This window comes from Nitrosospira multiformis, from assembly GCF_900111585.1.
In the GTDB taxonomy this organism is placed as follows: Bacteria; Pseudomonadota; Gammaproteobacteria; order Burkholderiales; family Nitrosomonadaceae; genus Nitrosospira; species Nitrosospira multiformis_B.
Genome location: NZ_FOHI01000002.1, coordinates 275,539 through 299,360, shown reverse-complemented (window position 1 = coordinate 299,360; position 23,822 = coordinate 275,539). Strand labels below are relative to the sequence as shown.

The window sequence follows — 23,822 nt, the reverse complement described above, 5'->3', positions numbered from 1 at the left end:
TCAAAATCAAGTAGAGTTTATTTTTTGAATAATTAAAACACGGAGTCACGTATGAGCGCTAAAGGGCAATTGTTACAAGACCCGTTTCTGAATACCTTGCGGAAGGAACATATTCCGGTTTCGATTTATCTGGTAAACGGAATCAAACTGCAGGGACACATCGATTCATTCGATCAGTACGTAGTGCTGTTGAAGAATACCGTCACCCAGATGGTCTACAAGCACGCAATTTCTACGGTAGTCCCCGCAAGAGCTGTCAACATTCCATTTGAGGCGCCTCCTATATCTGATGCTTGATTCCTCTAGTGGGAACGCGCCCGACACTCACGCCGCTGTTGATTCTGCTGTTCTGGTAAGTCTCGATCTAAATGACAGCGACTCTGCAGAAAATCTCGAAGAATTACGGCAACTGGCCGCCAGTGATCGCCTTGCAATTTCCGCTGTAGTGCTGGGGAAACGGCTTCGCCCGGATCCTGCGACTTTCGCAGGTAGCGGGAAAGTCGATGAAATAATGGGCGCGGTGGAGCAAACCGGCGCTTCGCTGGTTATTTTCAATCATGATCTTTCGCCTGCCCAGCAGCGTAACTTGGAGCAACGACTCAGGCGGCGGGTCATCGATCGCACGAGCCTTATCTTGGACATTTTCGCGCAGCGCGCAAAGAGTCACGAAGGCAAGTTGCAGGTGGAACTTGCCCAGCTCGAACATCTGGCCACGCGGCTGGTGCGGGGCTGGACACACCTGGAGCGGCAGAAGGGCGGTATCGGTCTGCGCGGCCCTGGTGAAACACAGTTGGAAACCGATCGTCGCCTGCTCGGAAAACGTGTCAAGGTGCTGAAAGAAAAGCTCGCTAAATTCGAGCGGCAAAGAGCCCTGCAACGGCGCGCCAGGCAGCGTGCGCAAGTGATGTCGGTTTCGTTGGTCGGTTATACCAATGCCGGCAAATCCACTCTTTTCAATAGACTCACTCGCGCCCATACCTATGTTGCTGACCAGTTGTTTGCAACCCTTGATGCCACCACCCGCAAGTTGTTTATTGCGGGTCGCGGTCCGCTCGTGCTTTCCGACACGGTGGGCTTCATCCGGGACCTGCCGCACACGCTGGTGGCAGCATTCCGGGCGACACTGGAAGAAACGGTGCAAGCAGATTTGTTGCTCCACATCGTGGATGCCAGCAGCTCCAATCGCAGCGAACAGATTGATGAAGTCAACAAAGTGCTGAAGGAAATCGGTGCTGACCGCATTCCACAAATACTGGTACTGAACAAGGCAGATCTGATCGATTTGCCGGGAAGCTCTGCGGGTTACCAGCGGGACGAGTATGGTAGAATCGTACAAGTTCGATTGAGCGCCAAAACTGGCGAAGGGCTGGAATTTATTAATCTGGCATTGTCCGAAGAACTCGGGGAGCGCGCGGCTTTACGAGAGCCCGATAATCAGTCGGAAGCCCGGGATATAACGAGCGGGTATCACTGAATGTCAAATAATGCAGGAATTTTTGCTTTCCACAAATCTGGTTCGGGGTTTTTCACGGTAGAGTTTGATGGGCTGCTCCATTAAACAAAAAAATAGGAATCATCATGGGATTAAATGATCCTCAGTGGGGAAGAAAAAAAGGCAATTCCGGTCCACCCGATCTGGATCAGTTGTGGCGAAATTTTAACAAGAAGCTCAACAACCTGTTGAAGCGCAAGGGTGGAGGAAGGCGCGACAGTTCAGGAGGTGATGAAGGCGGCCCTCCGGTCGGTCCCAAAAAATACAGCGGCGGCGTCGGACTGCTTGCCGGATTGCTTCTGCTGTTGTGGATAGGAAGCGGATTTTATATTGTCAACGAGGGCCAGCGCGGTATCGTGCTGCGATTCGGAAAATATGTGGAGAGTACGCAGGCCGGCTTGCGCTGGCATCTGCCCTACCCTATCGAGGTCGTTGAACCCGTTAACGTAAGCCAGGTGCGGACTGTTGAAATCGGCTATCGTAACAATGTCCGGAGCAAGGTGCTGAAGGAGTCGCTCATGTTGACCGACGACGAGAACATCATTGATATCCAGTTCGCCGTGCAATACATCCTGAAAAATCCGGAGGAGTTCCTGTTCACCAATCGTGACCCTGAAAACGCCGTGCTACAAGCAGCGGAAACCGCGATACGGGAAATCATCGGAAAGAGCAAGATGGACTTCGTGCTCTATGAAGGGCGTGAACAGGTGGCGGCAAAAGCCACAGAGCTGATGCAGGATATCCTTGACCGCTACAAGATCGGCATCGCCATCAGCAAGGTAACGATGCAGAACGCCCAACCGCCCGAACAGGTACAGGCGGCGTTCGATGACGCCGTCAAAGCCGGACAGGATAGGGAACGGCAGAAAAACGAAGGTCAGGCCTATGCGAATGATGTGATTCCGAAGGCCAAAGGTAATGCGGCCCGCCTCCTCGAAGAGGCTGAGGGGTACAAGCAACGGGTGATTGCGAGCTCCGAAGGTGAGGCGAGCCGCTTTAAGCAGGTTCTCGTTGAATACAGCAAGGCACCGGGTGTGACACGTGACCGGCTTTATCTGGATATGATGGAACAGGTACTTTCCAACACCAGCAAAATTATCGTGGACCAGAAAAATGGCAATAACCTGCTTTATCTGCCATTGGACAAGCTGATCCAGATGAGCGGACCTTCTTCCTCGTCTGGCACAATGCCGGAGACACAGCCTGCGTCGCCGCCGGAACCTACGGCAGACGCCGCTACCCGCACCCGGGAAGCATTTCGTGGCCGCGAACGGGAGACAAGATAAGTGAAAAACTATACCCCAATGTTATTTGTTGTCCTTATCATCCTGTTTCTTGTGGCAAGCTCGTCACTGTATATAGTCGACCAGCGGCAGCAGGCAATTCTGTTCCAGTTGGGTGAAGTGGTGGATGTAAAGACATCTCCGGGTCTTTATTTCAAAATCCCGCTGGCGCAGAACGTGCGCTACTTTGATTCGCGCATTCTGACGCTGGATACGGCCGAGCCGGAACGCTTCATAACGTCCGAAAAAAAGAACGTTCTGGTGGATCTGTTCGTGAAGTGGCGTATCGTGGACGTCAAGCAATACTATGTCAGCGTGCGCGGGGACGAGATGCTCGCCCAGACGCGTCTGTCGCAAACGGTCAATTCCAGCTTGCGCGATGAATTCGGTAATCGGACGGTACATGACGTCGTGTCCGGCGAGCGCGACAAAATCATGGAAATCATGCGGCAAAAGGCCGATGCGGATGCGCGTAAAATCGGAGTGGAAGTCGTAGACGTGCGTTTGAAGAGAGTAGACCTGCCGCAGGAAGTAAGTGAATCGGTCTACCGTAGAATGGAAGCTGAGCGGAAACGGGTGGCGAATGAACTGCGCTCGACGGGTGCTGCGGAATCTGAGAAGATTCGCGCGGATGCGGATCGCCAGCGCGAGGTCGTTCTTGCCGAAGCCTACCGGAAAGCCCAGGAAATAAAGGGTGAAGGCGATGCGAAAGCATCAAGTATTTATGCCAGCGCCTACGAGTCGAATCCGGAATTCTATTCCTTTTATCGCAGCCTCGACGCCTACACGGAAATCTTCAAAAACAAGAGCGATATCATGGTACTGGAACCGACCTCCGAGTTTTTCAAGTATATGAGGAATTCGGGGCGAGGAGGGAAATAGATGTGCCGGTAGATAGCTCATTCGGATGAAGCAGCCGTTCGGGAATACGGCTGGCTGCTTCGGGGCTACCGACAGTAATTCCATGGGTCGAATATCGCTCCCCGCTTTTCCAGTCTTTTTTCCTCGCTGTAAATGATTCCACATAGAGCGGCAACTCCTGGCAATTTCTCCAGCGAATTTCTGGGCCGACACCCGCTTCGATGTCGGCTGACGCGGTAAGCATCCGTCTGTTCGGGTTATTCCAATATGTGGGACACTCTGTTAATGGCCTTTGCCCTGATGCTGGTGCTTGAAGGGCTGGTCCCCTTTCTGATGCCGGGTGTATGGCGTGAGGCTTTCAGAAAACTGACCGAAGCCGGCGACAACCAGATACGTTTTATCGGCCTGACCTCCATGCTGGTCGGGTTGCTCCTGCTCTATCTTGTGAAATAATTCTTTCCATACCCTCCATACCCGCCTTATCCTGTCTTGATCACGACCCCGACATGAATATGAGTGCATGGGCTCTTCCCGAATACATTGAGGACATTCTGCCCGCCGAAGCGCTGAAGATAGAAATGATGCGCCGGCGGGTATTGGACTGGTTGTTCGTGAATGGCTACGAACTCGTGGGCCCGCCGTTGCTGGAATATGTGGAATCGCTTCTCACTGGCAGCGGGGGGAAAATGAATTTGCGCGTGCTTAAGGTGGTGGATCAACTGAGCGGCCGCATGATGGGCTTGCGCGCGGACATGACGCCACAGGTGGCTCGCATCGATGCACACCTTCTGAACCGGAAGGGCATCACCCGACTTTGTTATGCGGGCAGCGTGCTGCATGCACGGCCATCGGGCCTGACCCGCACCCGGGAACCGTTGCAGATCGGCGCGGAACTTTACGGTCATCAGGGACTTGAGAGCGATCTGGAAATCCAGCGTCTGATGCTGCAATCTCTCGCAATCGCCGGTGTGGGAAACATACACCTGGATCTCGGCCATGTCGCGGTATTTCGCGGCTTGATCAGAAGTACAGGTATCTCCCCTGACCTGGAAATGGAATTGTCCGGAGCCTTGCAGGGGAAGGATAAGGCAGCATTGAAAGAGCTCTGCGCCGGGCTGAAAAAACAGGTGGATGCCTCGGTGCGGGAGGCGCTTCTGCTGTTACCCGAGCTCTACGGGGACGAGAATGTGTTGACATTGGCGCGCAGCGCCCTCCCGCCCTACCCCGAAATCATGAAGGCGCTGGACGAACTCGAAATGGTAGCGGGCGAACTGAGCCCGCTCGTGGATACATTGGCATTCGATCTTGCCGACTTGCGCGGATATCACTACCACAGTGGGATGGTCTTCGCCGCATATACCGACAATTGTCCCAATGCAATCGCAGTGGGTGGACGCTACGACGAGGTTGGAAAGGCATTCGGGAGAGCGCGACCCGCAACAGGTTTCAGCATGGATCTGCGCGAGTTATCCGGTTTGATGTCCTCGGACTCTTATCCCAGAGGAATTCTGGCCCCTTTCATAAAGGAGGACAGAGCGCTGGAAAAGAAAATCGAACAGCTTCGTAACGAAGGCCAGATCGTGATAGTTGCCCTGCCGGGTCATGAAAATGACGTCAACTCCTTCAATTGCGATAAAAAACTCGTATCGGAAAACGGTGTGTGGTCGATAGTGGATGCACTCATCTGAATGCCAGTCATTAGCCAGCTTTAGGAAGGAAAGTTCTTCCTCCCTTTACCTTTCAAACATTACAGAGGTTTAAACGTTAAAGAAGCGATATGAGTAAAAATGTAGTTGTCATAGGAACCCAGTGGGGTGATGAGGGCAAGGGCAAGATCGTGGACTGGCTTACGGATCAGGCACAGGGGGTGGTGCGCTTCCAGGGAGGACACAACGCGGGTCATACACTTGTCATTGGTGGCAAGCAGACCGTGCTACATCTGATTCCTTCCGGAATTCTCCGTAAGGACGTCGCCTGCTATATCGGTAATGGCGTGGTTGTGTCGCCGCAGGCGCTTCTGGATGAAGTCGATATGCTGGAGCGCGCAGGCATCGATGTGCTTAACCGGCTTCGTATCAGCGAGGCTTGTCCTCTCATTCTACCTTGTCATGTGGCCCTGGATAACGCGCGCGAGATCGCCAGAGGATTGGGTAAAATCGGCACGACCGGACGGGGTATTGGGCCGGCATATGAGGACAAGGTGGCGCGGCGCGCCGTCCGTTTGCAGGATCTGTTCCATCGTGACCGCTTCGCGGCAAAGCTGGGCGAGATACTGGATTATCACAATTTCGTGTTGAAGAACTATTTCCAATCGCCAGTCGTCGATTTTCAGCAAACCATGGACGAGACGCTCTCACTGGTGGAACGCATCCGCCCCATGGTTGCCGATGTGCCGCGGCTTTTATTCGAAGCCAACAGGGCGGGCGCGAATCTTCTGTTTGAGGGGGCGCAAGGAGCGCTGCTCGACATCGATCATGGCACTTACCCGTTTGTTACGTCCAGCAATTGCATTGCCGGTGCCGCGACAACAGGAAGTGGAATCGGCCCCCAGATGTTGCACTATGTGCTGGGGATCACCAAGGCCTATACCACACGCGTGGGGGCGGGACCCTTTCCAACCGAACTGGATAATGAGGTCGGCAGGCATCTCGCCAAGCGTGGCAATGAATTCGGGGCAACCACGGGGCGTCCCCGGCGCTGTGGGTGGTTCGATGCCGCTGCCCTGAAACGTTCCATCCAGATTAATGGCGTCTCCGGATTGTGTGTCACCAAGCTCGATGTGATGGATGGGGTTGAAACCCTGCGGCTGGGCGTGGGTTATAAAATGACGGGAAAGGGAGAGGAAGAAAAATTCAGTGGCATCATGCCGGTAGGAGCGGAGGAACTTGCCTCCTGCGAACCGGTTTACGAGGAAATGCCCGGATGGAGTGGAAGCACCGTGGGTATCCGCAATTTCGAACAACTGCCAATGGCTGCGCGCAACTATCTCAAGCGTATGGAAGAAGTGTGTGAGGTATCGATAGACATGATATCGACCGGACCGGATCGGGAAGAAACGATTGTATTGCGACACCCTTTCGAGTAGCTGGAAAGCCTGTCGCCCGACAGGCAGAGAGGCAGACAGTGCAGGAACAGAAACTTTCGCCACACCCGCAGATTACCAGGCCCAGTCGAACCAATATGAGCCTCTACATAGTACGCGCGGCAAGCTGGCAGGAAGACGGTCTGGCACTACGAGCAGTACGAGAGGCGGTTTTTATCAGAGAACAAGGAGTACCTGCGGAACTCGAATGGGACGAGTTCGACGTCATTTGCGTACATCTGCTGGCGATGAATCCTTCAGGAAACCCGATAGGTACGGCAAGGTTGCTACCGGATGCTTCGATCGGACGCATGGCCGTATTGGGGGATTGGCGTTGCAAAGGAGTGGGCAGCGCACTCATGGATCGGTTGCTGAAGGAAGCGGAAAACCGGCAGCTTCCTTCAGTTACCTTGAACGCGCAGACACACGCAATCGGATTTTATAGCAGGTTTGGTTTTCAGCAGGCAGGACCGGAATTCCTGGATGCCGGAATTCCTCACGTGAAAATGATGTTGCAATTTCGGCCGCGCTAACGATAGAAGCACCTTGAAACGCTAACTTGTCCCGTTCTCCTCCTTTTCGGCGTTACAGATTAGACCCTGTAGCGGGCTGAGAAAGTGGAAATCAGGAAATCAAAACGGAACCATAAAATCAAGGGATAAAACCACCTGATCTTTATGCCCCCCGAAGGGCCGATAATCGATGCCATGTAGTCCGTCGGCGGCATCGTAGCGAACGTTTGGACGAATATTGAACTGCTGCAACGGCTTCCAGTCGAGCTTCAGCCTCTTCGCCGCCCTCCAGTTCATGCCTACCGTGACTGCATAATAATCAGCCGGACTGCTGGTACTATTGCCAAGCTGATTGCGTCCAAGCGCGTAACTGAATCCCCGGTTGTCGGTGGCGGCAGCCACCCGTCCCGGTGAAAATACCCGGAACCCGTCCCGGTCGCGGAACCACTCGGCCCGCACTCCGATCGTCAATTCCGGCATGAGGTCGTAATACAGATGGGTGTTGATGCCGTACCATTCGGCATCCTTGATCACGTTACTATAAAAGACATTATTCAGGAAAACATTTCCCGCGAAACCGTGGTCGTGTTGCAGCACAAAATGGGTCTTGTCGGTGAATTTATGCTTCAGCACGATGCTGTACAACATCCACGGTTCATCGCTGCGTGTCGAGGTTGCGCTGTAGGTTCCGCTGATATTGGCCGACGTGCCCATATCCTCGCTGGTCCAGGTGATGCCCGCAATCCCCCCCCAATTGCCCAACTGCTTGTCGAACCCGCCGTCCCAGCCGCCGGTGGCGCTACCTGTGGTAACGCCCCCCATGAACGTCCAGTTTTGCGCGATCTTATAGTTGCCCAGCACCCCGGTATGCGTGAACGGCTCCCCATACTGCATGGTATAGGCATGAGTGTAAAAGAAATTGTCGGGTGCCGGTACCGACTCGTAGCCGATTGGAGTGTAAAAATGACCTACCTTGACGTTCAATCCGTTCCCAACAGGAACATAGGCTTCGGCAAAAGCCTGCGGAAACGCAATCCCATAATATCGGGTTGAAGCGCAGCACACATCAAGATCCCAATTGCTTCTGTTTAAAGGCTGGCCTGTATTCGCATCGAACGCGGGAACACCATAAGCCTGGGTAAAAATTGCATCCGTTCCGAACATGAAATCGATACGTCCCCCGAAATCCCAGGTGCTGCCCTCGGCTACTACAGGGCGTTGCACATAAATATTGAACTGGTTTAACTGAAATCGGTTGGAGCGGTCGGCAAATGTTACTGGACCATTGAAACCGGTGAGCTGGGTAGGATTGAAAGTCGCCCCGCCGTTGATCCAGCCGCCGAGTCTGATGCCGTTGTCGTTGAACCATTCCAACGCGGTATTGGCGTAAGCGCTGTCGGGATTCTCGAGAGTTGTAAACAGGCTGACCGCAGAGGCAAAGATCATTCCTCTTCTGCGTTTCGGTAGGCGTTTCATGATTGGCTCCCCTTGGCAAAACACTACCACGAAAATTGTTATTCTGTTTGCAACGTAACATGAGATAAATAAAGAAAGTGTTAGATTATTGTTAAGTATTTGTGAAGTTATTCTGCTCACCCACAAAGAGATGGAGAATGAACGAAAGAGACGGAAGCGGCAGGCAGGAGTAGGTACTTATAACATTGGACGCTTGACAAAGTATCGACAATTCAGTACCTTCAAGATTGGGTGTTTGTTCTCACTCTGATGAGTACGTAATTAGCACGTAAAAAGAGGGGCCCATGAATAAAAGAACTTTTTTTTATGGCTTATCCTTGGGTTTATTAGCCGCTTGCGCGCAGTTAAGCCCTCATGAAGCGGTTCAGAACACGAGTGCACGTCGCGTCATCCAGAACGCGCGAATGCGCGGCGATCACGAGGCCTTGAGCGAGTATTTTGAGGATGCGGCGCGAAAAATGCAGGCAAAGGCCGAGGAAGAGAAAAAGTTGCTGGACCACTACGAGGAAAAAAGCTATCTATACGGAAGGCGTGCCCAGGACCTGAAGGCTCATACTGCAGCTTTATTGCGTAAATATATGAAAAAAACGGAAGAAAACATGATGCAGGCCGCTTTTCACCGAAAAATGGCTCGAGAGCAGGCCCAGCCCGATCTCCACTCGCGCCCGCTGCACGCAGTCCAAAGACATGGGGAGGGGGGACAGCATACCGGGCTTGTGGAATAACAGGCTGCCAGGCTATTTCCTATTGTCCAACTCTTACTTCCCTCCGCGATAAGCCAGTTTTTCCAGAGCGCCCGCCCCCTCGCGTCAAAAGGGAATTATCGCATCGAGGGAAAATATGATCTGATCCTTCTTGTTGTTGAAAGGCCGGATCGAATGGTCAATGCCGTCGGCACGGTCGTAGCGGATATTTGGACGGATGTTCAGTTTTTGCATCGGCTTCCAGTCCAGCCGCAACCTTTTCGAGGGCTTCCAGTTCATCCCGAAGGTGATTTCATAGTAGTCTGCAGGCGCCGCGATCACGCCGGATGGATCGCCTGCAAAACTGGTGCCGGTATGGTTGAGCGCGGCTACCACGCGAAAGGGCGAAGAGACGCGAAAACCGTCCCGATCCCGGAACCATTCGCCGCGAATACCCACCGAAAGGTCTTCCAACAGGTCATAATAGAGGTGAGTATTGATGCCATACCATTCGACATTCTTTGGCACCCCTCCCAGCAAAACGCCGCCGGCATAGCCGTGAACGTGGTGTAGAACCAGATGGGTTTTCGGTGTGATCCTGTGTTGCAGCACAATGTTGTACATTCCCCATGGTCTGTTGCTGCGGGTGGACGTCGCACTGTAGCTCCCCGTGATGTTGGCCGAAGTCCTTTTGTCGTCGCTGACCCAGGTAATACCGCCCAGCCCTCCCCAGTTTCCCAGCTCTCTGTCAAATCCGCCATCCCAACCGCCGGTTGCGCTCCCGGTGATGACGCCACCCATTACCGACCAATTCCCGTTGATGGTATAGTTCCCTACGACACCCGTGTGGGTGAATGGCTCCCCATTGTTAAAGGTATAGGCGTGAGTGTAAAAAAAATTGTCGGGTGCAGGAACGGTTTCATATCCTGTCGGTGAATAAAAATGACCTGCCTTGATGTTCAAGCCATTACCCAACGGTATATAGGCTTCGAGATACGCTTGCGGTAGCGCGATGCCGTACGTCCGTGTCGATGAACAGCATATATTCAGATCCCAGTGGCCCCTATTCAAGACTTGACCGGTATTCACGTCGAATGGCGGAACACCGAAAGCCTGGGTATAGATCGCATCCGTGCCGAACATGAAATCGACACGCCCCCCGAGATCAAAAGCCTTGCCTTCCGTAACCACCGTGCGCTGGAGATATAGATTGAACTGATTCAACTGAAACCGGTTTGCGCGGTCGGCAAAGGTAACGGGGCCGTTGTATCCGTTGACGGGATTGCTGGGATTATAGGTTGCTCCTGCATTGATCCATCCTCCCGCCCTTACACCATTCTCCTTCAACCACCCTGCTATATCAACCGCCTGAACAATGCTGTTGCTCATGAAGATCAATAAAAAACAACCTACTCCGTACGGAATCCGGCTGCTGCGCTTTCGCATGCATTTCATTCTGAATTTTTCCTTAGCTCCCGGACACGGCTGTGAAACCTTCAAAACCGTTTTTTTACATGACTGTATTCATCTGAATTGGACTATTGAAGGTTTAACACTGCAACCCACGCAATACTCAATTTCGAGGGCGCACAAAGCTTGTCGGGGGATAAACAGCCAGCGCTATCTGTCCCTATCCCAGGAATAATTTGTAGGCCGGATTCTGGGTTTCGTCCCAATAACGATTGTCGAGTTGAGCGAGAAATGCCTTGAAATCTGCTTTCTCCTCCGGCGGCACCTCCATGCCAACCAGCACCCTTCCATAGTCTGCCCCGTGGTTGCGGTAATGAAACAGACTGATATTCCAATGATTGCTCATGCTGTTCAGAAATTGCATGAGCGCTCCCGGACGATCGGGAAACTCAAAACGATAGACGATTTCATTTTTAACATCACGTGCATGCCCGCCCACGAGGTGGCGAATATGCAATTTTGCCATTTCATTGTCGCTCAAATCCTCGGTGCGCAAGCCGTGGCTCTCCAGGTCCTTGATCAGTTTCGCCGCTTCCTCCCGGTTTTTTACCGACACCCCTACAAACACATGCGCCTCCTTCGGACCGGCAAAACGATAGTTGAACTCGGTGATACTTCTCGGTCCCAGCATTGCGCAGAACTTCTTGAAACTGCCGGGTTCCTCGGGAATCGTCACCGCCATGACCGCTTCCCGCTGCTCACCCAGTTCCGCCCGTTCGGATACATGGCGCAATCGGTCGAAATTCATATTCGCACCTGAGGCGATCGCAATCAGGTTCTTGCCGCGGATACCTTCCCGCTTTGCATAAGCCTTGGCCCCTGCAATCGAGAGCGCTCCCGAAGGTTCAAGTATGGCGCGCGTATCCTCGAACACATCCTTGATTGCCGCACAGATGGCATCCGTATCTACAAGCAGGATCTCATCGACCAGTTCGCGGCATAAATGAAAAGTTTCCACCCCTACCTGCTTGACAGCGACCCCGTCTGCAAACAATCCGACTTGCGGCAACCGGACACGGCGGTTCTTTTTCAACGACTGATACATGGAATCGGCGTCGACGGGTTCCACACCGATAATCCTGATTTCCGGATAAAGCCTTTTTACATAAGCCGCAACACCCGAAATCAACCCACCTCCACCGATGGGCGCGAATATCGCATGAATTTCCCCCGGATGCTGGCGCAGTATCTCCATTCCGATCGTTCCCTGTCCGGCAATGACGTCGGGATCGTCATAGGGGTGTACGAAGGTTACCTGGTTCTTTTCGGCGAATTCATGGGCGTGCGCATAGGCTTCGTCATAGGAGTCACCATAGGAAACCACTGTTGCCCCGCGTGCCTCGACCGCCTGCAACTTGATCTGGGGCGTGGTGACAGGCATCACGATGGTGGCCCGACAGTTCAATCGCTGCGCAGCGAGGGCCACACCTTGCGCATGGTTGCCGGCAGAGGCAGTGACCACTCCGCGTTCGAGCGCCGCGGGAGAAAGCTTGACCATTTTGTTGTAAGCTCCCCGCACTTTGAACGAGAAAACATCCTGCACATCTTCCCGTTTCAGGAATAGCTGATTATTTATACGTGTGGAAAGATTCGGCGCAAGCTCCAGAGGACTCTCTACCGCGACGTCATAAACCCGCGCAGTAAGAATTCTTTCGAGGTAACTGATCTTCATCGAAATGGGGTTGCGATTTTAAAGGTTGAGCATTTTAACATGTCGCGAAACTCTAAATGTCCAGCTTCATTGTTAAAATGGGCTGATAGTATTATGCTCATAAACAATCAATATTTTCAGACATAAAAAATAACATCATGAATCAGGACGAGCAGAAACGTGCGGCCGCGCACGCCGCTATTCAACATATTCCCGCAGGCTGCATTGTCGGCGTCGGCACCGGCTCTACCGCCAACTACTTCATAGATGCACTGGCCGACATCAGAAGCAGGATCGATGGAGCGGTAGCAAGTTCAGAAGCAACTGCCCGCCGGCTCAGCGGACATGAAATCGAGGTCATGGACCTGAACAATGTCGACGAGCTTCCGTTATATGTGGATGGTGCTGATGAGATAACGCCGCATTTGCATATGATAAAAGGGGGTGGTGGAGCGCTGACCAGGGAAAAAGTCGTGGCCGCCGTGGCGAAAAAATTTATCTGCATTGCGGACCAGAGCAAGCTCGTGGATGTGCTCGGCAAATTTCCACTGCCCGTGGAGGTTATCCCGATGGCGCGCGGTTATGTGGCGCGCCAGATAATACGGCTGGGGGGGCAACCCATGCTCAGGCAGGGATTTACCACCGATAACGGTAACGTGATTCTTGATGTGCATGGCTTGCAGATCCTGAATCCCATTGAACTGGAGACGGAACTCAATCAGATCACCGGCATCGTAACCAATGGCCTGTTTGCGAGACGCCCTGCGGATTTGCTGTTGTTGGGGAGCGAAGGAGGCGTTCGCACCATTGTTATCTGAGGGAAGGTCAAAGATCAGTAGAATTGTCACAACGGACTGATATTATCCTTTGTTATTTTTTGCTTTCAATCGATCCACAGGTGAGAAATGGGAAGCCACGAACATATATCCAAGCAATTTGACGCGGATCTCGAAGCGGTGCGCACACGCGTGTTGCATATGGGCGGATTCGTGGAAGAACAGATCGAAAAAGCGATTGAAGCGCTGATCACCGGCAACGAGAGTCTGATCGAAAATATCATTGCCGATGACCATCGGGTCAATGCGATGGAGGTATCGATAGACGAGATCTGCAATCAGATCATCGCGCGCCGGCAGCCAGCCGCGGGTGATTTACGCATGATCATGACGGTCATCAAAACCATTACCGACCTCGAGCGCATCGGGGATGAAGCGGAAAAGATCGCGCGCATGGCCAAACTCATCTATGCTGCGGACCGCATGCACATGCCCCGTTTCGTCGAGATACGTCATGTGGCCAACGTTGCGCTGGAGATGCTGCGCAAATCGCTGGACGCTTTTGCGCGTCTGGACCTCACGGCCGCCGCTCAGGTAGTGCGCCAGGACGAGCTCGTGGATGAGGAATTCCGCTCCATCATGCGTCAACTTATCACTTTCATGATGGAAGATCCGCGCAAGATATCGACTGCCCTGGAAATCCTGTTTATTGCAAAAGCGATCGAGCGCATCGGCGATCATGCCAAAAACATGTCCGAATATGTGGTATACATGGTAAAGGGCAGGGACGTGCGTCACGTCACCGTTGAAGAAATCGAGCGCGAAATACGGGAGTAGGTCCTCCCGTCGCCTGGAAGCCTGCCAATAGACCTCATGCCCGAATACTCCACACTTGCGGCGGTAGATCTCGGTTCCAACAGCTTTCGTTTGCAAGTCGCGCGAGTGGAAGGCAGACAGCTTTATCCGCTGGACAATCTGCGTGAAATGGTTCGTCTTGCCGCCGGTCTTACTCCCGACAAGCGCCTGGATGAGGATTCCCAGGCACGCGCACTGGCCTGTCTCAAGCGTTTCAGTGAACGCCTGCGCGGCTTCCCTCCCCATGCTGTACGTGCGGTTGCGACCAACACTCTCAGGGTGGCGAAAAATGCGACCGTATTTCTCAAAAAAGCCGAGGCAGCGATGGGTTTTCCCATTGAAGTCATCTCGGGTCACGAAGAGGCGCGCCTCATCTATCTGGGCGTTGCGCACAGCCTCCCTGCTTCTCCTGATGCTCGCCTGGTGATGGACATCGGAGGCGGCTCTACTGAATTTATCATTGGCCGCAAGCTGAAGCCGGTCAAGCTGGAAAGCCTCTATATGGGTTGCGTCAGCTATAGCCTGCGCTTTTTTCCGGGCGGCAGGATCAGCAGGGATGCCATAAACCGTGCCGAACTTTCGGCCCGCAGCGATATTCAGGCGATCGCAAAGGAATTTTCCAGTGAACACTGGCAGCTTGCATACGGATCATCCGGCACGGCACGCGCCTTAGGCGATATCATCCGGTTGAACCAGCTGGACAGTGGAAGCAGTAACGGAGAGATTACGCGGGAAGGGTTGGAAAATTTTCGTAATCATCTGCTCAAGGTGGACGACATCAAAAAACTCGACCTCGCGGGTATCAGAGCCGATCGGGCGCCTGTCATAGCCGGTGGTTTCGCCATCATGTCCGCCGCGTTCTCAGAGCTGGGAATTTCCCAAATGGCGCAAGGCATGGGTGCTTTACGCCAGGGCGTGCTGTACGATCTGCTGGGTCGCTTCCATAAACATGACATGCGCGAAGTGACGGTCAGGCAGTTCATGCGCCGGTACCATGTGGATGGCGCGCAGGCAAAACGGGTGGAATCGACTGCGCTTTTGCTTGGAGAACAGTTGCTGACGGCCTTTCTTGATAATGGAGAAGAACATCTGCAAGTTCTCTCATGGGCTGCCCGGCTGCATGAAGTAGGTATTTCGGTCGCACACTCCGGTTATCACAAGCATTCTGCATATATCCTGGGCAATGCAGACATGCCAGGTTTTTCCCAAAGGGAGCAGGAGCGCTTAAGCATGCTTGCGCTCGTCCACCGCGGCGATATCGGCAAAGCGCGGGGAAACATGATAGAGCCTGATTTCGCCCTGCTGTTAGCGCTTCGCCTCGCGGCATTGTTTCATCGCAGCCGCTGTGAGACGATGCTTCCAAGGCTCGATGTCAGCCTTCGAGGCAAGGAATTCAGTTTATGTCTTGAAAGAAAGTGGCTGGAACGTAATCCCCTGACGCATAACGCGTTGCTGGCCGAAATTGAACAGTGGGATACCCTTGGTTTTCGTTTTGGCATAACCGGAGCCGACGGAAGCAAGCTGCCCGCCTCTGTATAAAACCATCATCCGGATGCAATGACATCCCCTTCCAAAAAGAGATCCACGAAAGCAGGCCTGCCGCCGGGCATGCTGATGCATATCGGGGCAAAGAAAGGCGCGGCACCACGCATAACCTTGCTGGATTACGATCTGGAAGGCGTGCGTGAATCCGAAGTGGCTCCCGCGGAACTTGCCGAAAAGATCAAACATGCTTCCGGGGTCAAGTGGGTTAACCTGCAGGGACTGGGCGACATCCACATGATCGAGCAAATCGGCGCGTGTTTTGACCTTCACCCTCTGGTACTGGAAGACATATTCAACACAGAGCAACGCTCCAAGGTGGAGGATTACGGAAATTACCTGTACGTGGTGCTCAAAACCTTCGGGTATGAAACCAGAGGCACGGAAGAGAAAATATATTCCGAACAGATAAGCCTCGTACTCGGCAAGGATTTCGTGCTGTCGTTTCTGGAAGCGAGTGATGTTCAATTCAAGTCAGTCCGCGACCGCCTGCGATCGGGCAAAGGCCAAAGCGCAAAGCTCGGTGCCGATTTCCTGATGTACAGCCTGATTGACGCAGTAGTCGACACCTACTTCAGCATTCTTGAACGCCTCGACGAAAAAACGGAGGTGCTGGAAACGGAACTGGTCGCCCACCCGCAGCCGAGAACCTTGCAATCCATTCAGAGACTCAAGCGTGAAGGCGTTTTTTTACGCAGAGCGCTGTGGCCGCTCCGTGAAGTGATCAGTTCGTTGCAGCGTGGAGATTCACCCCTGTTTAGCCGCAATACCCTGCTCTATCTGCGGGATGTGTATGATCATACCATCCACATTATCGAATCGATTGAATCGCTACGTGATGTCACGGCGGGTATGCTCGATATTTATTTATCGAGTGTAAGCTTCCGCATCAGCACTGTCATGAAAGTTCTTACCGTCATTACCACGATATTCATGCCATTGACGCTGATAACAGGCATTTACGGAATGAACTTCATATACATGCCCGGGCTTGAATGGCATATGGGTTTTTTTGTTGTACTGGCCACAATGGCAGTCATCAGTGTTGCGATGCTGCTACTGTTCCGCTGGAAAAAATGGTTGTAACAGCCCGGATACAAAAGCCCAAAAGGATAGCTGCAGAATTTTTTTAAACTTCAGGGACCTCGCAGTTCTTGCGGGAGATTCATCGCTTCGGCTGAAATCACCGTTCTCTCCGCAGAGCATTCAAAGTAGCTTAGGAGTACAATTTTCCTCGGCAGGCGCTCTTTCCCAGGTCAGTATCCGCAAGCCGCAAATACGCGCCCATAAGGTCAGCGCTCCATATCGCAAGCGTGGGACATCGGGCAATATCCAGATTTCCGAAATACGCTTGTCCTCACGCCAACTGCATAAGAATAGCCTCACGGCAGCATCCACGCCCGACGAGAGACTCCTCATCTGCAAACAGAGAAGCATGCCTGCCGCTTCGGGCGAAAGCCAGTAAACGTATCCTCCTCCGCAAAACACATCGTCGAGCGCCTCCAGCAGGCTCAATGGAAAACCCGCCAGCGGGCAGTCTCCGGAAAGAAGGAGAATATTACGCTTTGCGCTGGGATGGCGCGAAAAAAAAAGCTTACGATTGCGCCTGACCAGTTTCTTGAAAGAGCGGCCGCGACCGAACGATCCACCACCCTCATGTTGTATGTGAGCGTCCGGATGCACGCCCACCCGCCAACCGCGCTTGTTGAGCCGGCGCCCAAGATCGACATCTTCATAGTAGCCGCGGCCGAATGCCAGATCGAAACCGTCCGCATCCCGGAATACCTCCCGGCGGATGAGAAACGCGTGACCCCGAAGGCGGTGTGTCTGAACATAGCCGCCTGGCTGCCGCACATACCGGTTCAAATCATATCTGGCAAAATCATTCCCCGCAGGGATGATGACCGCCAACCGGGAATCAGCGACGAATGCTGCGTATAAGAGCGGTAAAAAATCTTCACCCACTACTGTGTCGGAGTTCAGGACCAACACGTAGCATGCGTCGGATCGACCGATTGCTTCGTTTACCGAGGCGCCGAAACCCTGGTTCTCCCGCGCGTGGTGCACGCGTATGCGCTCGCACGGCAATTGATCCAGCATGGCGTGGGTTTCCATGCCCGAGGCATCGTCCTGAATGAAAATGAAGCGTATGGATTGGCTCAGGCAGGCAACGACCGAATCGATGCAGCGCCGTGTCAACACCGGTGCATTATAGACGGGAATCACCACATCGATGGGTGGCATCGCCGGCATACGGCTCAGTAACCTCCTTGAGAAAACTACCAGCGAAGCCGGCTAATCAGGCAAAAGCAAAATCTTTGGTGTTGCTTTGCGACTCAGGCTGACTCTGGTCTGCCTTTGGCCGCACTTGTCCCTCCAGCAGCGCGACATAACGCGATAACACGTCCGGGTCCCCTACATCGATCATTTCCTTGAGGAAACGCTGACGATGCTCTTCTATATAAAAAGAATCACAACCTTGGGCAAGGAATTTTTCCATGTGTTTATACACATCATCGCGGCAACGCAATTCTGCTTCCGGCAGGTATTCAGCAAGAGCCGAGCGGCCGGCGTGGAGGTAATCCGCCGCCAGTACAGGCTTCCCGACCTTTACCGCCTCGAATACTACAGAGGTGGCAAGATCGATAATGACATCTGCCCAGTTCATCAGATGGATGGAATGAAGACTGCCCCCCGCTACCCGCACGTTGGGCAAACGCCGGAGCGAAACATCTTTTGTCAGGGATTGCTGCCAGCCACCGCGGGTATGCGGCTTTATTATAAGCTCCACTCCAGGAAAGCCTGCCACTATGCGCACTACCTCTCCCACTTCTTCCCAGAAAGTGGAAAAATTACTCTTTCTCAGAAACATCACCACCTTGAGGTTGCTATCGGAGCGCGTCAGCGGTGATGGGGGCATCAACATTGCCAGTTTAGCGAGCCACTCGTCGCAGTAGCGTGGGGAACCGAGTATCGCAAGTTTCTGGTTATCCATGAAAGGGCGAAAGCGCACTGAGCATAACTCGTTCGGCACCACAACCTTCTCGAAAATACCGGCGTTGGCAAATGTGGTATCCGGCTCCAGCCGCAACTCGCGCCGCCGGATCAACTGACTGGCGTGGGGACTGTCCCCATGCGGCAGCGATACCGTACCCAACCCCATTCCGCGCGCCGTCGCCAATACCACCTTGACCCATTCCACACAGATGGAGGAATTGCGTTCTATCCAGTCAAACACCACCACGCCTTCCTCATTCGCTGCGAAACTCCGGGTCAGCAAGTGCTTTGCTGTGCGCTCCCAAACCGGCTCGCGCCGCTTGGCATCATAAACCTCCTCCAGTTTCTTCATGATCGGCCCGAGGAAGGGGCGACGCAGGCTACGGATCAGTATCAGCGTCTGGAAAAACCATCTGATAAAGTCGAGCGGCGGCAATACATCCGCAATGTAGGCCATCCGCACGCCCTTGAGGTCTTTCAGGAATCCGATGCGATAATCCGTGCGGAATCGCGAGTTGCCGATCAGGACAATGTCGCAGGTATGACCCTTGCTGGTCCATTTGTAAATGACCGGTGTAATGTGATCGATGTCATTATAATGACGGAGGAAAAATAAAGCTTTCATACCAACATACCCATTCCTTGGACGCAAGCAATACGCTGCATCTCCTCATTTTGAGGCCCTTGAGACATTCTCAGGGAAAAATCTTGCAATTTTACACGGGCTGATAACGATTTTACTAGCATTGCAGATGTTTTTACTTCCCCAGCCTTCTGTTAAAATGGAGTCACCACTGAGCCATTAGCCCGATTTTTGCGGCACCCCTGCTGCAATCGCCAAAACATAGCTTCAGAAATCACTCACTGTATAATCCTCCGATGCCTGATGCGCACCTTTAAGGGCAACCTATCCCGATAAATAAAGGCAGTCATCAGTCAAAGTGAAAAGCTCGGCTTCATCGCCTTCAATTAACATAAATCCCACATGAAAACAATTGCTGTTATACCGGCCCGTATGGGTTCGTCCCGTTTTCCAGGAAAACCCATTGCGAATCTGCTGGGCCGAACCATGCTCGAGCATGTGTATAAACGTGTCGCCTTGAGCAAGGCGCTTGATGCAACCTATATAGCCACCTGCGATGACGAAATACGACGCGCCGCAGAGAATTTCGGTGCGCCGGTGATTATGACCGCAGATACTCACGAACGTGCGAGCGACCGGGTGGCCGAGGCGGTGGCAGAAATCGATGCTGAACTTATCGTCATGGTACAGGGCGATGAACCGATGACTCACCCGGAGATGATCGACGCAGCAGTGGCTCCATTCCGGCATGATCCGGAACTGGGTTGCGTGAATCTCATGCGGAGCATCGATAATAAAGGGGACTTCTACGACTTCAATACAATCAAGGTTGTTACAGACCAGCGTGGCGACGCCCTCTTCATGTCACGCCAGCCGATTCCGACTGTGCCGGCGCCCGCCCTGTCCGCCGGCTCTGATTTTCCACATACTCTGGCCTTCAAACAGGTGTGCATCATTCCTTTCCGCCGTAAAACGTTGCTCGAATTCTTCAGGCTGCCATCCACGCCGCTCGAGAAGCTTGAATCGGTGGACATGCTGCGGCTATTGGAGCATGGTTATCGTGTAAAAATGGTGGAAACCCGGTTCAATACCCAAGCTGTCGATACCCAGGCCGACCTGGAGCGTGTAGCCAGACTGATGGAGAAAGACCCGTTACTCGCATCATACTGATGCGGACTCTATAACTCTCTCGAACGCAATTCATTTCTCAAGGTTCATACGTGCAATTAAAAGCAAAACTGGCCCGCAACGCCTTGACCATCGGCTCCTGGATCACCTTGGGACATCCTTCCATCGCCGATATCATGGCTGCGGCGGGATTTGACTGGCTGGTGCTGGATACGGAACACAGCGTTCTGGAACTGAGCGAAGTTCAGATGCTGATCCAGGTGCTCGACAGCCGTGCATGCCCCGCCATCGTGCGATTGACGTCGAATCATCCTGACCAGATCAAGCGGATCATGGATGCGGGGGCAACAGGCGTAATGGTGCCCATGATCAAAACGGCGGCGGATGCCGAAGCGGCCGTAAACGCAGTATATTACCCTCCACGTGGACAACGGGGGGTCGGCCTCGCGCGCGCCCAAGGGTATGGTGCGCGGTTTCAGCAATATCGCCACTGGCTGGAAGAAAATGCAGTCATCATTGCCATGATCGAGCATATCGATGCGGTCGATGCCATCGATTCGATTCTTTCCGTTCCGGGAATCGATGCTTATATCATAGGCCCCTACGATCTTTCGGGATCACTCGGCCGTCCAGGAGAACTCGATGATCCGGAAGTCCAGGCTGCGATAGAACGGGTAAAAGATGCCGGGCGACGCGCAGGCAAGGCAGGCGGAATTCATGTAGTCGAACCCCATCCGGAACAGTTGCGTCGAAATATCGAGGCGGGCTTCAGTTTTCTTGGCTATGGCCTGGATATCCGCATTCTCGATACCGTCTGCCGCAGTCATTTGCAAAACATCAGGGAAGCTCTATGAACAAACTTGCGATCTCCACCTCGTCATTCGACGTCAGCCATAATATGGCTCTCCGGCCTTTACAGGAGAGAGGCATACACATTGCCGAAAACAGTCATAAGCGGAAACTTACCGAGGAGGAGGTTATCGCCCTGCTGGGCGAAGATACGGTGGGGATGATCGCAGGCGTGGAGCCTCTCACAGAGCGGGTTTTCTCCTGTGCCAAGAGCCTGAAAGTCGTATCGCGCTGCGGCAGCGGCCTCGACAGCGTCGATCTTGGTGCAGCGAAGCGGCACGGAATCAAGGTGTTGAACACGCCGGAAGCTCCCGCCCAGGCGGTTGCCGAACTCTCGCTGGCTCTTATAATGGCAGCATTGAGGAAGATATGCCAGACAGATAAACTGGTTCACGCGGGGCAGTGGCCCAGGGCCCAGGGAGGCCTGCTGGCTGCCCAAAAGGTGGGAATTGTGGGGCTTGGGCGGGTGGGATCACGTGTAGCCCGACTGTGCCGTGCGTTCGAAGCGCAGGTGGTGGCACACGATACCTATGTAAAGGAAGTGCCTCCGGGAATGGAAGGCGTGAAACTCACACCTTTTGAAACCTTGATAGCCGAAGCGGATATTATCAGTCTGCACCTGACCTACGATGCGGACACTCACCATCTGTTGAATGAAAAAGCATTTGCGCGGATGAAGCCTGGCGCGATTGTCATCAATACGGCCCGGGGGGGTCTGATAGATGAAGCAGCGCTGGCCGACGCCCTGAACAGTGGGCGGCTTGGGGGAGCGGCAATGGACGTTTTCGAGCAGGAACCGTACCATGGCCCGTTACTGCAATGCGATAACGCAATTCTGACGTCACATATCGGCTCTCTTGCAAAAGAATCGCGTCAGCGCATGGAACTGGAAGCCGCGGAAAATCTGGTGCGCGGATTGATCGAAGCGGGTGTAATGGAAAAAGGTTAAAACAGCAGATGTCTAGCGAGATTGCCATTGTCTATGGCGCCAGTGGTTTTCTGGGCAGTCATGTCGCCGACGCTCTCTCTGACTCGGGCTATCGGGTGCGCCTGTTCGACCGTTCTCCATCGCGCTACCAGCGCGCGGATCAGGAGATGATCATTGGCGACATCATGGATCTTGAGCAGGTGAAGGAAGCGGCTCACGGTGCCGACGTAGTTTATAATTTTGCCGCCATTGCAGATATTGACGAAGCACAGGAAAAACCCATCGCTACCGCGACTATCAATGTGCTGGGTAACATGCATACGCTGGAAGCGGCGCGTCTTGCCGGCGCCCGGCGCTTCGTTTTCGCGAGCACGATTTACGTCTATTCCGAATCCGGTTCCTTTTACCGGGCTAGCAAGCAGGCAGCGGAACGTTTCATCGAAACCTACCACGAACGTTATGGCCTGGAGTATAGTATTTTGCGCTATGGCTCGCTCTATGGCCGACGCGCCGACGCGAGAAACGGCATCTACCGCATGCTGTACGAGGCGCTGGAACAGCACTCGATTACTTATCACGGCAGTGGAGAAGCAATTCGGGAATATATTCATGTGGAAGATGCGGCACGCATGAGCGTACAGGTGCTGGGGCCGGAGTTTGCGAATCGCCACCTGATCCTGACAGGGCAGGAGCGGCTGCATATCAAGGATGTGATGACAATGATTTCAGAAATCATGCCCTGGAAAGTCGATCTGCGTTTTGATGAAGCCCGTGCGGGACATCATTACGAAGTAACGCCTTATGCTTATCAGCCGCGTATCGGCCGCAAGCTGGTGCTGAACGAGCATGTCGATCTGGGCCAGGGACTGCTGGATTGCCTTCAGGATATTCATCAGAGCATGCATCATTCGGGTGAAAATGAGGAAATCATACCGCTGGCATCGGATAACAAGGCATGAAGACTGCTGCATGGCGAGCGATCATCTTCGATTTCGACGGGGTCGTGGTCGAATCAGGAGAAATCAAGACACAGGCCTTTGCCAATCTCTACCAGGAATATGGCGAGGAGGTAATGGTCGAGGTCGCGAAATATCATGTCCTGAACGGCGGCATGTCGCGCTATCAGAAATTCCGTTACTTTCAGGAAACGCTGCTGGAAAAACCTCCGCTCACCGCGGAGGAGGAGCGGCAACTCGATCAGCGCTTCTCCGAACTGGTGGTCGAAGCTGTGATTGCCAGCGCGCCGGTCCCTGGCGCAGCGGAACTGATTCAGCGTGAAGCCGGACGAATTCCCTTGTTTGTTGCATCCGGTACGCCGGAAACCGAATTGAACACGATCGTTGTTCGCCGCGGTCTGGGGTCCTATTTTACTGCTGTGCGCGGTTCACCCACTCCCAAGCAGAAACTGATCGCGGATATCCTGACTACCCATCGCCTCCTGCCAGAGCGCGTGCTGATGATCGGAGACGCCTTGATCGATTACCAGAGCGCCATGGTCAACAATGTCGCGTTTATAGGCCGCGTACGCCCTGGCGATCAAAATCCTTTTCCAGCTCATGTAGATGTACTACCCGACCTGAGTCCATTACTCCTTTGAATACAGCCTCATGAACAGCGCCCAGCCGCATGCTCTACTCACTCCACGTCAAGCGGC

The 23,822-nt window shown here is 53.5% G+C and carries 23 protein-coding genes; 18 read left to right on the top strand and 5 right to left on the bottom strand.

The window, feature by feature from the left end; translation table 11 throughout:
* Positions 1-51 precede the first annotated feature (51 nt).
* The 8 genes from hfq (at position 52) to BMW46_RS04390 (ending at position 7,251) form a co-directional block, all read left to right on the top strand.
* Entirely contained in the window at positions 52-297 is a 246-nt protein-coding gene (gene hfq, locus BMW46_RS04425; protein WP_011379809.1) for an RNA chaperone Hfq, read from the top strand.
* Complete coding sequence (gene hflX, locus BMW46_RS04420; protein WP_074705209.1) at positions 290-1,474, top strand: GTPase HflX; 1,185 nt, start codon at positions 290-292, stop codon at positions 1,472-1,474. The genes hfq and hflX overlap by 8 nt, the downstream gene beginning before the upstream one ends.
* 104 nt (positions 1,475-1,578) lie before the next feature.
* Entirely contained in the window at positions 1,579-2,778 is a 1,200-nt protein-coding gene (gene hflK / locus BMW46_RS04415; protein WP_074705207.1) for an FtsH protease activity modulator HflK, read from the top strand.
* Positions 2,779-2,796: 18 nt separating this feature from the next.
* On the top strand, positions 2,797-3,657 hold the full coding sequence (gene hflC / locus BMW46_RS04410; protein WP_371113495.1) for a protease modulator HflC: 861 nt from the start codon (positions 2,797-2,799) through the stop codon (positions 3,655-3,657).
* Positions 3,658-3,903: 246 nt separating this feature from the next.
* Positions 3,904-4,089, top strand: coding sequence for a DUF2065 domain-containing protein (locus BMW46_RS04405; protein ID WP_074705201.1), 186 nt, complete (start codon positions 3,904-3,906; stop codon positions 4,087-4,089).
* Between the two features lie 59 nt (positions 4,090-4,148).
* On the top strand, positions 4,149-5,324 hold the full coding sequence (locus BMW46_RS04400) for an ATP phosphoribosyltransferase regulatory subunit (protein WP_074705199.1): 1,176 nt from the start codon (positions 4,149-4,151) through the stop codon (positions 5,322-5,324).
* A gap of 89 nt (positions 5,325-5,413) precedes the next feature.
* Positions 5,414-6,721: an adenylosuccinate synthase gene (locus BMW46_RS04395; RefSeq protein WP_074705196.1), complete on the top strand. Its 1,308-nt coding sequence runs from the start codon at positions 5,414-5,416 to the stop codon at positions 6,719-6,721.
* Positions 6,722-6,816: 95 nt separating this feature from the next.
* Positions 6,817-7,251, top strand: coding sequence for a GNAT family N-acetyltransferase (locus BMW46_RS04390; protein WP_074705193.1), 435 nt, complete (start codon positions 6,817-6,819; stop codon positions 7,249-7,251).
* A 99-nt stretch (positions 7,252-7,350) separates the two neighbouring features.
* On the opposite strand, the gene BMW46_RS04385 is transcribed toward BMW46_RS04390, so the two are convergent.
* Positions 7,351-8,706 (bottom strand): porin, encoded by a 1,356-nt coding sequence (locus BMW46_RS04385; RefSeq protein ID WP_074705191.1) that lies wholly within the window; start codon positions 8,704-8,706, stop codon positions 7,351-7,353.
* 284 nt (positions 8,707-8,990) lie between these two features.
* On the opposite strand from BMW46_RS04385, the gene BMW46_RS04380 reads away from it, so the two are divergent.
* Positions 8,991-9,431, top strand: coding sequence for a hypothetical protein (locus tag BMW46_RS04380; protein WP_074705188.1), 441 nt, complete (start codon positions 8,991-8,993; stop codon positions 9,429-9,431).
* A gap of 84 nt (positions 9,432-9,515) precedes the next feature.
* Here the strand turns inward: BMW46_RS04380 and BMW46_RS04375 are convergent, their stop codons facing one another.
* Positions 9,516-10,844 (bottom strand): porin, encoded by a 1,329-nt coding sequence (locus BMW46_RS04375; RefSeq protein ID WP_074705185.1) that lies wholly within the window; start codon positions 10,842-10,844, stop codon positions 9,516-9,518.
* A 175-nt stretch (positions 10,845-11,019) separates the two neighbouring features.
* Positions 11,020-12,531 carry a threonine ammonia-lyase, biosynthetic gene (gene ilvA / locus BMW46_RS04370; RefSeq protein WP_074705182.1) on the bottom strand — a complete coding sequence of 504 codons (1,512 nt, stop codon included), beginning with the start codon at positions 12,529-12,531 and terminating at the stop codon, positions 11,020-11,022.
* Positions 12,532-12,668: 137 nt separating this feature from the next.
* On the opposite strand from ilvA, the gene rpiA reads away from it, so the two are divergent.
* The 4 genes from rpiA to corA all read left to right on the top strand — a co-directional run bounded on the left by rpiA (position 12,669) and on the right by corA (position 16,769).
* Positions 12,669-13,328, top strand: a complete 660-nt coding sequence (rpiA, locus tag BMW46_RS04365; RefSeq protein ID WP_177171032.1) for a ribose-5-phosphate isomerase RpiA — start codon at positions 12,669-12,671, stop codon at positions 13,326-13,328.
* 87 nt (positions 13,329-13,415) lie between these two features.
* Positions 13,416-14,123, top strand: a complete 708-nt coding sequence (gene phoU, locus BMW46_RS04360; protein WP_011379797.1) for a phosphate signaling complex protein PhoU — start codon at positions 13,416-13,418, stop codon at positions 14,121-14,123.
* A gap of 36 nt (positions 14,124-14,159) precedes the next feature.
* Positions 14,160-15,680 (top strand): exopolyphosphatase, encoded by a 1,521-nt coding sequence (ppx, locus tag BMW46_RS04355; RefSeq protein ID WP_074705176.1) that lies wholly within the window; start codon positions 14,160-14,162, stop codon positions 15,678-15,680.
* A gap of 18 nt (positions 15,681-15,698) precedes the next feature.
* On the top strand, positions 15,699-16,769 hold the full coding sequence (corA, locus tag BMW46_RS04350) for a magnesium/cobalt transporter CorA (RefSeq protein ID WP_074705173.1): 1,071 nt from the start codon (positions 15,699-15,701) through the stop codon (positions 16,767-16,769).
* A gap of 120 nt (positions 16,770-16,889) precedes the next feature.
* Here corA and BMW46_RS04345 read toward each other — a convergent pair whose 3' ends face one another.
* A complete protein-coding gene (locus BMW46_RS04345) occupies positions 16,890-17,936 on the bottom strand; it encodes a glycosyltransferase family 2 protein (protein ID WP_074705170.1) in 1,047 nt (348 codons plus the stop codon).
* Positions 17,937-17,982: 46 nt separating this feature from the next.
* The gene (locus BMW46_RS04340) at positions 17,983-19,305 is read right to left on the bottom strand and encodes a hypothetical protein (protein ID WP_074705167.1); all 1,323 of its coding nucleotides are present in this window, start codon (positions 19,303-19,305) and stop codon (positions 17,983-17,985) included.
* 360 nt (positions 19,306-19,665) lie between these two features.
* Between BMW46_RS04340 and BMW46_RS04335 the strand changes: the two genes are divergently transcribed.
* From BMW46_RS04335 to BMW46_RS04315, 5 genes are read left to right on the top strand one after another with little or no spacing between them, the layout of a single operon-like run.
* Positions 19,666-20,433: a 3-deoxy-manno-octulosonate cytidylyltransferase gene (locus BMW46_RS04335; RefSeq protein WP_074705165.1), complete on the top strand. Its 768-nt coding sequence runs from the start codon at positions 19,666-19,668 to the stop codon at positions 20,431-20,433.
* Positions 20,434-20,483: 50 nt separating this feature from the next.
* Entirely contained in the window at positions 20,484-21,245 is a 762-nt protein-coding gene (locus BMW46_RS04330) for an HpcH/HpaI aldolase family protein (RefSeq protein WP_074705162.1), read from the top strand.
* A complete protein-coding gene (locus BMW46_RS04325) occupies positions 21,242-22,189 on the top strand; it encodes a phosphoglycerate dehydrogenase (RefSeq protein WP_074705160.1) in 948 nt (315 codons plus the stop codon). Before BMW46_RS04330 ends, BMW46_RS04325 begins: the two co-directional genes overlap by 4 nt.
* An 8-nt stretch (positions 22,190-22,197) precedes the next feature.
* Positions 22,198-23,127 carry an NAD-dependent epimerase/dehydratase family protein gene (locus tag BMW46_RS04320; protein ID WP_081355668.1) on the top strand — a complete coding sequence of 310 codons (930 nt, stop codon included), beginning with the start codon at positions 22,198-22,200 and terminating at the stop codon, positions 23,125-23,127.
* The gene (locus BMW46_RS04315; protein ID WP_074705157.1) at positions 23,124-23,765 is read left to right on the top strand and encodes an HAD family hydrolase; all 642 of its coding nucleotides are present in this window, start codon (positions 23,124-23,126) and stop codon (positions 23,763-23,765) included. Before BMW46_RS04320 ends, BMW46_RS04315 begins: the two co-directional genes overlap by 4 nt.
* The last annotated feature ends 57 nt before the right edge of the window (positions 23,766-23,822 follow it).

Excerpts from the sequence above, each read along its gene's own strand:
- hfq (WP_011379809.1), top strand. The coding sequence starts at position 52 with ATGAGCGCTAAAGGGCAATTGTTACAAGACCCGTTTCTGAATACCTTG.
- hflX (WP_074705209.1), top strand. The coding sequence starts at position 290 with ATGCTTGATTCCTCTAGTGGGAACGCGCCCGACACTCACGCCGCTGTT.
- hflK (WP_074705207.1), top strand. The coding sequence starts at position 1,579 with ATGGGATTAAATGATCCTCAGTGGGGAAGAAAAAAAGGCAATTCCGGT.
- hflC (WP_371113495.1), top strand. The coding sequence starts at position 2,797 with ATGTTATTTGTTGTCCTTATCATCCTGTTTCTTGTGGCAAGCTCGTCA.
- BMW46_RS04405 (WP_074705201.1), top strand. The coding sequence starts at position 3,904 with ATGTGGGACACTCTGTTAATGGCCTTTGCCCTGATGCTGGTGCTTGAA.
- BMW46_RS04400 (WP_074705199.1), top strand. The coding sequence starts at position 4,149 with ATGAGTGCATGGGCTCTTCCCGAATACATTGAGGACATTCTGCCCGCC.
- BMW46_RS04395 (WP_074705196.1), top strand. The coding sequence starts at position 5,414 with ATGAGTAAAAATGTAGTTGTCATAGGAACCCAGTGGGGTGATGAGGGC.
- BMW46_RS04390 (WP_074705193.1), top strand. The coding sequence starts at position 6,817 with ATGAGCCTCTACATAGTACGCGCGGCAAGCTGGCAGGAAGACGGTCTG.
- BMW46_RS04385 (WP_074705191.1), bottom strand. The coding sequence starts at position 8,706 with ATGAAACGCCTACCGAAACGCAGAAGAGGAATGATCTTTGCCTCTGCG.
- BMW46_RS04380 (WP_074705188.1), top strand. The coding sequence starts at position 8,991 with ATGAATAAAAGAACTTTTTTTTATGGCTTATCCTTGGGTTTATTAGCC.
- BMW46_RS04375 (WP_074705185.1), bottom strand. The coding sequence starts at position 10,844 with ATGAAATGCATGCGAAAGCGCAGCAGCCGGATTCCGTACGGAGTAGGT.
- ilvA (WP_074705182.1), bottom strand. The coding sequence starts at position 12,531 with ATGAAGATCAGTTACCTCGAAAGAATTCTTACTGCGCGGGTTTATGAC.
- rpiA (WP_177171032.1), top strand. The coding sequence starts at position 12,669 with ATGAATCAGGACGAGCAGAAACGTGCGGCCGCGCACGCCGCTATTCAA.
- phoU (WP_011379797.1), top strand. The coding sequence starts at position 13,416 with ATGGGAAGCCACGAACATATATCCAAGCAATTTGACGCGGATCTCGAA.
- ppx (WP_074705176.1), top strand. The coding sequence starts at position 14,160 with ATGCCCGAATACTCCACACTTGCGGCGGTAGATCTCGGTTCCAACAGC.
- corA (WP_074705173.1), top strand. The coding sequence starts at position 15,699 with ATGACATCCCCTTCCAAAAAGAGATCCACGAAAGCAGGCCTGCCGCCG.
- BMW46_RS04345 (WP_074705170.1), bottom strand. The coding sequence starts at position 17,936 with ATGCCGGCGATGCCACCCATCGATGTGGTGATTCCCGTCTATAATGCA.
- BMW46_RS04340 (WP_074705167.1), bottom strand. The coding sequence starts at position 19,305 with ATGAAAGCTTTATTTTTCCTCCGTCATTATAATGACATCGATCACATT.
- BMW46_RS04335 (WP_074705165.1), top strand. The coding sequence starts at position 19,666 with ATGAAAACAATTGCTGTTATACCGGCCCGTATGGGTTCGTCCCGTTTT.
- BMW46_RS04325 (WP_074705160.1), top strand. The coding sequence starts at position 21,242 with ATGAACAAACTTGCGATCTCCACCTCGTCATTCGACGTCAGCCATAAT.
- BMW46_RS04320 (WP_081355668.1), top strand. The coding sequence starts at position 22,198 with ATGTCTAGCGAGATTGCCATTGTCTATGGCGCCAGTGGTTTTCTGGGC.
- BMW46_RS04315 (WP_074705157.1), top strand. The coding sequence starts at position 23,124 with ATGAAGACTGCTGCATGGCGAGCGATCATCTTCGATTTCGACGGGGTC.